The organism is Lactobacillus helveticus DSM 20075 = CGMCC 1.1877 (assembly GCF_000160855.1).
GTDB classification, from domain to species: Bacteria; Bacillota; Bacilli; order Lactobacillales; family Lactobacillaceae; genus Lactobacillus; species Lactobacillus helveticus.
On the sequence record NZ_GG700758.1, the window covers coordinates 29,305 to 38,510 of the forward strand.

Below are 9,206 nucleotides of genomic sequence, written 5' to 3' on the forward strand. Positions count from 1 at the left end.
GATAAATTTCTATCTTTTGTTCTTTATTAAATTTAGACATAGTAAAAGACCTAAAAGTGTCTCACTTTTAAGTCTCACTTCATTTTTATGTTTATTTATCTTTTTATTTTATAAAATTTAAAAAAGCCTCAAAATATTATAATTGTGCGGCTTTTGCATATACAAATAATTTTTGCTTTATTAAGGAATTAGTAACTAAATTAATAAGCAAACATTAAAATTAATGAACCCAGATACCAAAAACAACTGCAGGCAGCTAAATAGTCCCACAACTTGCGAATTGTCTTGCCTAATGAAACATTTTTATTTTTAATTGCATCACTCAAAGACACAATAATAACTAAGATAAAGTAAAATAAAAATCCATATGGTAAAAAAGAAGGCATATTAGCATGGGCAGTAGCCAAGTTACATGCAACTAGCAGGAAAAATGGCAATACATCATAACCTCTAAATTGAGCTCGTGGGAAAATTTTATTAATTAAAAAAGCAGCTATCAATCCAATAACTGGTATTAAGAAAATAAAAAGCATAAGAAGATCCTCCATCCTTTTTATTCTAAACTACAATTCATTTGAAAAAAACTATTAATAAGCATAAAATATTGTTCAAGTAGGAGGGCTTTTTATGGCACGAAGAAAGAAAAAGAAATCTGGTTTTCAAAAATTGACAATCGTGATGGCTTGGTTAATGGCTGTCATTACATTAGCCGCAGTTGTTGCTGGTGCAGTCGGTGCAATGGCCGGAGCAGGAATGTTTTAAAAAAAGAGACGAGAAAAATTTTCTCGTCTCTTTTTATTTTTATACGCGATATGCATTTAAATCAATTAAGAATGGATAATCTTGTGCTAAATTGCCCCAAATCCAGTATAGACAAACAAAGAATCCGGCTGTCCAACCAAGATTTACCAATAGACTCATTAATAATCCATGAAGCGACGTGGTAGCAACGCTTACCATATTAAAGATTAGCCAACTATATGCTACAAAGACTGTGGTTCCCAATAGGACCACAATTAATCTTGCCCAAAAAATTTCTGGTAAAAAACGAGCAATCTTTTGGCAAATCCAGCAGCTAAATGGCAGGAAAACAGCATAAATACCTATAAAGCCATAAAAGTAAATGTCAGCAACTATACCTGTTCCTAATGCCAACCAAATTTCATTTTTATTGGTATCGTCGAAAAGTCCAATCAGCATCACGCTAATCGGCAAAATCAAACTAGCAGCACCAAAACTTCCATAATCCATAAATTGATGCAAATATAATGAACAAACGCCATCTACAACGATAGCGACAAAAAGTCCAATTGCTAAAACCCATTTACGAAAAACAGACATTAGTTAGCCACCTGTCTTTCAATCACTGTGACAACTGAAGGATCGCTAATATCACCAGCCGGCTTAATTCGAATTTGATCAGATAAACCAAATGAATCACGCGTTTTTTGGGTAACAGTACCAATTAAAAGGCCTTTAGGTGAATTGCCACCCATACCACTTGTATAAACTTTAGTACCAGCTTTTAACTTTCGTCCATCAACTACTTGAGTAAAGGCTAATTGATTATTAGCTGTAACAGTGATAATTCCGTGAACGGTTTCACCATTAGCTGCATCGGCTTGAACTGAAAAACGGTTAGCCGATTCATCTGTAGTAGTGATTAATTCAACCTTTGAAGAAGCTGCATCGGCTTCTACGATTCGTCCGATGACACCGCCACCACACATAACAGCCATATTTTTCTTAATGCCTGAAGAGCTACCTTTGTTAATCGTCAACAAGTCTGACCAAGTATCTGGTGCACGAGAAATAACGGAAGCATTGATTAAAGTATAGCCACTTAAAGTATCCTTTAGATTCAATGCAGCTTTTAATTGACGATTTTCCTTCTCTAAGCTGGCATTGCGGACCTTAGTTTGTCCCAAATTAGTAATTTGACGTTTTAGATGGTTATTTTCATCTTGTGCATTTAAAATATCGTGTGCACTATTCAACCCACCAGAAAGAAGGCCTACAGGTACATCGACAATTCGAGTTCCTAAAGCGACAATATCATTTCCTAGACTTTGAACAAGCAATGGAGCATTACGTTTATTACGTAAACTAACGCTCCCACCTAAAACGGTAAAAATGACAATAATTACAATAAATGTTGATAATAACTTTTTATTTTGTAGAAATTTTTTCATTAAGAATTGATCCTAAAGAAAAACCGACCATAGCCGGCTTTTGTATTATTTGCGACTTCTACGCATTACTTCAATATTCTTAAGTGCTTCACCAGTACCAATTGCCACACAATCAAGTGGATCTTGAGCAATAAATACTGGAACCTTGGTTGTTTCAGAAATTACTTCTGGCAAGTTCTTAAGAAGTGCACCACCACCGGTCAAAACAATACCGTGATCGATAACATCGGCAGCAATTTCAGGAGAGGTTTGCTCCAAAGTTTCCTTAACTGCAACGATGATGTCTTGAACAGCATCTTGGATAGCCTTAGCAATATCTTCAGCGTTGATATCGATTGATTTTGGTAAACCAGTAACCAAATCACGACCACGAATATTCATGGTTTCAATTTCCTTAGCCTTTTCGATTGAAGCAGAACCTACTTGAATCTTAATATCTTCAGCAGTTCTTTCACCAATTAATAAGTTAAAGTTGGAGTGAATGTAATTAATAATTGCATTGTTAAACTTATCCCCAGCTTGACGGATTGAAGTTGATGAAACAATACCACCTAATGAAATAGTAGCTACATCAGTAGTACCACCACCGATATCAACAACCATTGAACCAGTAGGATCCATAACTGGAAGGCCTGCACCAATAGCTGCAGCAAATGGTTCTTCAATTACAAAAGCTTCACGAGCACCAGCTACTCTAGCTGCATCAATTACAGCACGCTTTTCAACCTCAGTAACACCTGAAGGAACACAGATCATTACTGAAGGCTTGGAGTTACCAACAGTCTTTTCCATAAAGTACTTAAGCATAGCAGCAGTAGTATCGTAATCGGCAATAACCCCGTCCTTCATTGGACGAATAGCTACAATACTACCTGGGGTTCTACCAATCATTTCCTTAGCTTCTGAACCAACTGCGATTACTTCACCTGAATGTGTATTCTTTGCTACTACAGAAGGTTCTCTTAAAACGATACCTTTGCCTTCCATATAAACAAGTGTATTGGCTGTACCTAAGTCGATACCAATATTCTTTGTACCTAATCCAAACACAAAAATCTCTCCTTAATTGTTGCGGTCTCTAAATCTTGAATAATTATAGCATACTATAACTTTAAAGGTGATTTTCACGCAAATTTTAAAGAAGTTTAAAACAATTCTTTTTCGCGCATGCTCAAATATTGCCCTTGACCAACAATAAAATGATCTAAAAGATCAATTTTCATCATTTTTGCCGCCCGATATAGATCCTTAGTTAATTCAAAATCATTAGAAGACGGTATTAATTTGCCACTAGGGTGATTATGAGCAATAAAAATCCCTGAACAGTCATAGATTACGGCCCAGCGAAAAATTTCTCGCGGATGTGCGACTGATTTATTTAATGTGCCTTGAAAAATCTTCTTCTCGGCAACAATTCGATTTCCATTATCGACATACAGTGCCCATAGCTCTTCTTGCTTGTGACCTACTAATTTATCGGCTAAATATGTACCCACTTCAACGCTTGAAGCCAAAACCGGCTTTCGTTTAGATGATGCCATCCGCAGACGATCCATCACTTCTTCAGCTGTAATAGCCAAGCTGCTTGAACAATTTGGGCCCGTAATAAATTGAACTATGTCATCAAAGGAATTGAAATTTCTTTTTCCTAAGAAAGATTCCATCTCTTCGAATGTTTCAATTCCCTTATCTTTAAACTGCTCAAATAATTTAGCCAATAATTCGAGGTCTGTATTTACAAAGTAATGATTTGAGTTTATTTCTATCATAAAAATTCTCCCTTCATTACTTAATACGCAAAAAAGGGCTAAATTTTCTTTAGAAAATCAAAAAAGTTTTGACAAATCATTATTGCATTTTGCTTGTCTTGCTCAGTCGGAGCCATCAAATCTGGCACCATTATGCACTTTAGGCCTGCATTTTTTGCAGCTTGCACACCAGTTGATGAATCTTCAAAAACCAAAATATTTTCTTTTGGCAAATTCATCTTTTTAGTAGCTGCTAAATAAATATCTGGTGCGGGCTTGGCCTTAATATGTCCCTTTTGCACATCTAAATAGCTTAAATAAAAATCAAAATAATTTCTGATCCCCGTTGCCCACAAAAAGTGCTGAAGCACATCTTCGTAGTTGCTAGAAGCAATTGCCATTTGCAAACCTCGCTTTTTAAATTCATCCAACGCTTCTTGGACACCGGGACGCAATTTTAATTTTCCTTCATCGGTCCATTGCCAAACCAAATCATCGGTTCGCTTGATAAATCGATCGCGATCAGCATCAGTTTTGAAATACTTATGATAAAAAGCTTGCATCTCTTTGACAGTTGCACCGGTTAATTTTAAATATGCATCCCTTGGCGTACCAAGCTTTTCTTCTTCTGCAGCTTGAATATTAGCCTGCCAATACAATTCTTCCGAATTAACCAGTAAACCATCCATATCAAAGATAATGCCTTTAATATCATCTTTTATTCCTTTAACCTGCATTGCCTTTTGCTTTCCAATTTAAAATTGAACTTACTAAATAAAATGACCCGGTAACCAGCAAAATATCACTAGCGTCCATCTTCTCTTTTAATTTAGTAAAGCCTTGCCGATAATCTCCTTCATAATTATATCTTCTTTGGATATCAATTGGAAAATCATTTTCTTTAGCAACACGCGGATAATCCAAAGTCGTTAACAATACTTGATCATCCTTATTAAATAAACTAAAAACTTGCTCTAAGTCTTTATCTTTCATCATTGTCACTAAAGCATAAACATGACTATGCCTTTTTTTAGCTTCAGCATGCACGACTTCAAGCAAATTAGACATTGCTTGAATATTATGAGCTCCATCCAAAATAATTAATGGCTCTTTTTGCAAAATATGATAGCGTCCAGGAATCTGAGTCTGGTTAATTGCGTCTTCTATTTCTTGGTCATTCAAATTCAATTTAAGAAGCAAAAACGCCTTAACAGCTACAGCAATATCATAGCCCTCTACCTTAGGACGATAAGCAAAAGAAAGGCTCCGCTTAGCATCACTATATTTCAATCGTCCATTTTGCGTTTCAATCGTAAAATCATGCTTTAACTGCAAAAGTGGCGCATGCATTTTGTCTGCTTTTTTTACCAAAATAGATAAAACACTATCAGGAACATTCCCTAATACTACAGGACGATTTTGCTTGATAATGCCACTTTTTTCTTGAGCAATATCTTGAATAGTGGGACCGATAATCTTCGCATGATCTAAACCAATCGTAGTAATGATGCTTACCTCTGGAATAATCACGTTAGTTTTATCATGTTCGCCGCCAATCCCAACTTCAATCACCGCATAATCACATTGCTTTTGCTCAAAGTAAACAAAAGCCATGGCAACTTCATACTCAAATGTAACTAAAGAAAATTGTTCATCTTCCTGCTTAAGTTTTTCATAGGCAGCTTGAACTGTATTGGCTACATTAACCAAATCTTCATCACTTATATCCTGATTGTTCAATTGAATTCGCTCATTAAAACGATAGACATAAGGTGAGACAAAAAGGCCAGTCCTTTGACCAGCCTTTTTTACTAGATTTGCTAAGTAGTATGATGTTGAACCTTTACCGTTGGTCCCTGTAATGTGAATCGTTTTTACCTGATCCTGCGGATTACCTAATTGCTGGAGCAACTTTTTGATAAAAGATAAATCATTCTTAGGATGCAAATGAGGCAATGAATACAAGTAATGGATTACCTCTTCAGTATTGGTAAATTTCAATTATTTACTCCCTTTCAAATCTTGAATTCGTTCACGAACACCAGCCAATTGGCTTTCGTAATCTGCCTTCTTTTCCTTTTCCTTGTTTACAACATCTTCTGGAGCATGATCAACAAAGCCCTTGTTTGCAAGCTTCTTTTCGGCACGTTGAACTTCACCTTCAAGACGTTTTTCTTCTTTTTCCATCTTAGCTAATTCGTCATCGACGTTAACCAATTCAGTTAATGGAACAAAGATTTGTGCACCTGGGATAACAGCAGTCTTAGCCAATTTTGGAGCTTCAATTTCTGCAGCTACAGTCAATTCCTTTGGATGTAAGAAGTTTTCAACGTAGTCAGCATTTTCGTCCAAAACATGCTTGTTAGATTCATCATCTAATTGAATCATGATGTCAATTGGACTAGACATTGGTGCGTTAACCTCCATACGAATGTTACGTACGGCCTTAATAATTTCAATTAAGAAGGCCATGTCGCTGTCTGCTTGCTTGTTTTCAAATTCCTTATGAGTAGTTGGATATTCAGCTACCATAATTGACTTGCCTTCGTGAGGCATTGAAAGCCAAAGCTTTTCAGTAACAAATGGCATAATTGGGTGCATCAAACGTAAGATTTGATCAAGAATCCAAATTAAGTTTTCTTGCTTTCTTGCCTTTAATTCTTCGTCATCACCATTTAAAGCAACCTTAGAAATTTCAATGTACCAGTCACAGAAGTCATTCCAGATAAAGTTGTAAGCTTCACGACCTGCTTCACCAAATTGGTATTCATCAAATAAACGAGTTACTTCACTAACAGTGTGGTTCAAACGATCGAAGATCCATCTGTCTGACAAGTCAAACTTGCTTACGTCTGGCATGTGTGCAGGCTTAGCATCGGAAGGTAAGTTCATGATTACGAAACGACTTGCGTTCCAAATCTTGTTAATGAAGTTCCAAGCAGCTGATAACTTCTTTGGATCGTAACGAGTGTCTTGACCAGGAGCAGTACCGTTAAGAAGGAACCAACGAAGGGCGTCAGCACCGTACTTGTCAACTACGTCCATTGGGTCAACACCATTACCAAGTGACTTACTCATCTTGCGTCCTTGTTCGTCACGCATTAAACCGTGCAAAACAACATCATTAAATGGACGCTTGCCAGTAAAGTGAAGACTTTGGAACATCATTCTTGATACCCAGAAGAAAATAATGTCGTAACCAGTAACTAAGGCATTAGTTGGGAAGTAACGCTTAAAGTCTTCTGAATTAGTATCAGGCCAGCCAAGAGTTGAGAATGGCCATAATGCACTTGAGAACCAAGTATCAAGTACGTCTGGATCTTGTTCCCAGTTTTCAATATCCTTAGGTGCTTCTTCACCTACGTAAGTTTCACCAGTCTTCTTGTTGTACCAAGCTGGAATACGGTGACCCCACCATAATTGACGTGAAATACACCAATCGTGAACATCTTCCATCCAGTGGTCCAAAGTACCTTCGAAACGTTCTGGAACGAAGTTTACCTTACCATCAGTCTTTTGATTTTCCAAAACCTTGTCAGCAAGTGGCTTCATCTTAACGAACCATTGCTTTGAAAGACGTGGTTCAACTTGAACGCCTGAACGTTCTGAGTGACCTACTGAGTGAACGATTGGTTCAACCTTAATTAAGTAGCCTTCTTCTTTAAGATCTTTAACTAAAGCTTCACGACAGTCAAAACGATCCATGCCAGCATACTTGCCACATTCTTCGTTCATAGTACCATCGTCATTCATAACATTGATTCTCTTCAAGTTGTGACGGTTACCTACTTGGAAGTCGTTAGGGTCATGAGCTGGAGTAATCTTAACTAAACCAGTACCGAATTCTGGATCTACGTGTTGGTCTTCAATAATTGGAATATGACGACCAACAAGTGGCAATACTAATTCCTTACCAACGATATCCTTGTATCTTTCATCCCCTGGTGCAACTGCAACTGCAGTATCACCAAACATAGTTTCAGGACGAGTAGTAGCAATTTCTACATAGCCTGAGCCATCAGCGAATGGATACTTAACATGGTAAAAGGCACCCTTATCGTCCTTGTGAATAACTTCGATATCACTCAAAGCAGTTTGAAGTGCTGGATCCCAGTTAATGATGTATTCACCACGGTAAATAAGACCTTCTTTGTAAAGTTGAACGAAGACCTTCTTAACTGCCTTTGAAAGACCTTTGTCTAAAGTAAATCTTTCTCTTGAGTAGTCAAGTGAAAGACCCATCTTAGCCCATTGGCCCTTGATGATTGAAGCATATTCGTCTTTCCAGTCCCAAACTTGCTTAACAAAAGCTTCACGTCCCATTTGGTGATGATCTTTGCCTTGCTTGCGTAATTTTGCTTCAACCTTAGCTTGGGTAGCGATACCAGCATGGTCCATACCTGGAATGTAAAGAGTGTCGTAGCCTTGCATACGCTTGAAACGAATTAAAGTATCTTGAATTGCAGTATCCCATGCGTGACCTAAGTGTAATTTACCAGTTACGTTTGGTGGTGGAATAACAATTGAATACGGGTGAACTTTCTTGTCACCAGATGGCTTGAATAAATCTTCATCAAGCCAAGTTTGATATCTGCCTTTTTCAACCTCATTAGGGTTGTATTTAGGTGCTAAATCTGTCATTAAAATTCCTCCATAAAAAAGGTCCTAGACAATATTGTCTAGGACGATTTACTAACCGCGGTACCACCTATGGTTAAGTACAAAAATGTACTTCTCTTATAAGCGATAACGGCGCTGAAGTGTCCGGATTAACCTACTTAATTCAATTAATCAGCTAACCAAGCTACCAATCAACTTCTGGCCTCTCAGCTGTTTGGCTTTTCTCTGTAAATGAAGTCGATACCTCTTGATTCTTGCTTTGGTTACGATTATAGCATGAATTTGTTTTAGAAAAAAGAGATAGACGAAGAATGTGCAGTATGCATTAATTTTTTCGCTAAATCAATTAATTTATCATAATTAAAACACCGACGACTAATAGGATCCTGAGGAAATTTTTGTTTACGCAAATAGAGTTTATATACCCTACTTGCAATATTTTCTTCATTATTAATTACTTTAAGTTCTTTGTTCAAAAGATCAATATACTTTGATTTTTGTTGTTCTGTAGAAAACCTTCTAAAATTAGTAATATTCTGTGCCGTCACATTAAAGATAGCTGACTCAGGTGCAGGAAACATATAATTTAAATGAACAACTCCCGCAAAATGTTTTTTAATTCTTCCATCTCTTCCATGAACCGGTA

General features: G+C 36.9%; 10 protein-coding genes. 1 reads left to right on the top strand and 9 read right to left on the bottom strand.

All coding sequences use genetic code 11. The annotated features are described in order from the left end of the window. Positions 1-200: 200 nt before the first annotated feature. Entirely contained in the window at positions 201-533 is a 333-nt protein-coding gene (locus tag HMPREF0518_RS07980; RefSeq protein ID WP_003628051.1) for a DUF3397 domain-containing protein, read from the bottom strand. 94 nt (positions 534-627) lie between these two features. Between HMPREF0518_RS07980 and HMPREF0518_RS09865 the strand changes: the two genes are divergently transcribed. Next, positions 628-762, top strand: coding sequence for a DUF4044 domain-containing protein (locus HMPREF0518_RS09865; protein WP_003627675.1), 135 nt, complete (start codon positions 628-630; stop codon positions 760-762). A gap of 39 nt (positions 763-801) precedes the next feature. On the opposite strand, the gene mreD is transcribed toward HMPREF0518_RS09865, so the two are convergent. From mreD to HMPREF0518_RS08020, 8 genes are all read right to left on the bottom strand, one after another. Then, complete coding sequence (gene mreD / locus HMPREF0518_RS07985) at positions 802-1,341, bottom strand: rod shape-determining protein MreD (RefSeq protein WP_003627676.1); 540 nt, start codon at positions 1,339-1,341, stop codon at positions 802-804. Next, entirely contained in the window at positions 1,341-2,192 is an 852-nt protein-coding gene (gene mreC / locus HMPREF0518_RS07990) for a rod shape-determining protein MreC (protein WP_003627677.1), read from the bottom strand. Before mreC ends, mreD begins: the two co-directional genes overlap by 1 nt. Positions 2,193-2,237: 45 nt before the next feature. Beyond that, positions 2,238-3,242 (bottom strand): rod shape-determining protein, encoded by a 1,005-nt coding sequence (locus HMPREF0518_RS07995; protein WP_003627678.1) that lies wholly within the window; start codon positions 3,240-3,242, stop codon positions 2,238-2,240. 95 nt (positions 3,243-3,337) lie between these two features. Then, positions 3,338-3,961 carry a JAB domain-containing protein gene (locus HMPREF0518_RS08000; protein WP_003627679.1) on the bottom strand — a complete coding sequence of 208 codons (624 nt, stop codon included), beginning with the start codon at positions 3,959-3,961 and terminating at the stop codon, positions 3,338-3,340. Positions 3,962-3,999: 38 nt separating this feature from the next. After that, positions 4,000-4,677, bottom strand: coding sequence for an HAD family hydrolase (locus HMPREF0518_RS08005; protein WP_003627680.1), 678 nt, complete (start codon positions 4,675-4,677; stop codon positions 4,000-4,002). Then, complete coding sequence (locus tag HMPREF0518_RS08010) at positions 4,667-5,941, bottom strand: bifunctional folylpolyglutamate synthase/dihydrofolate synthase (RefSeq protein ID WP_003627682.1); 1,275 nt, start codon at positions 5,939-5,941, stop codon at positions 4,667-4,669. The genes HMPREF0518_RS08005 and HMPREF0518_RS08010 overlap by 11 nt, the downstream gene beginning before the upstream one ends. After that, positions 5,942-8,581, bottom strand: a complete 2,640-nt coding sequence (locus HMPREF0518_RS08015; RefSeq protein WP_003627684.1) for a valine--tRNA ligase — start codon at positions 8,579-8,581, stop codon at positions 5,942-5,944. It lies immediately after the preceding gene. Positions 8,582-8,847: 266 nt separating this feature from the next. Next, the coding region (locus tag HMPREF0518_RS08020; RefSeq protein ID WP_003627686.1) for a type III toxin-antitoxin system ToxN/AbiQ family toxin at positions 8,848-9,206 on the bottom strand (359 nt) is incomplete at its 5' end.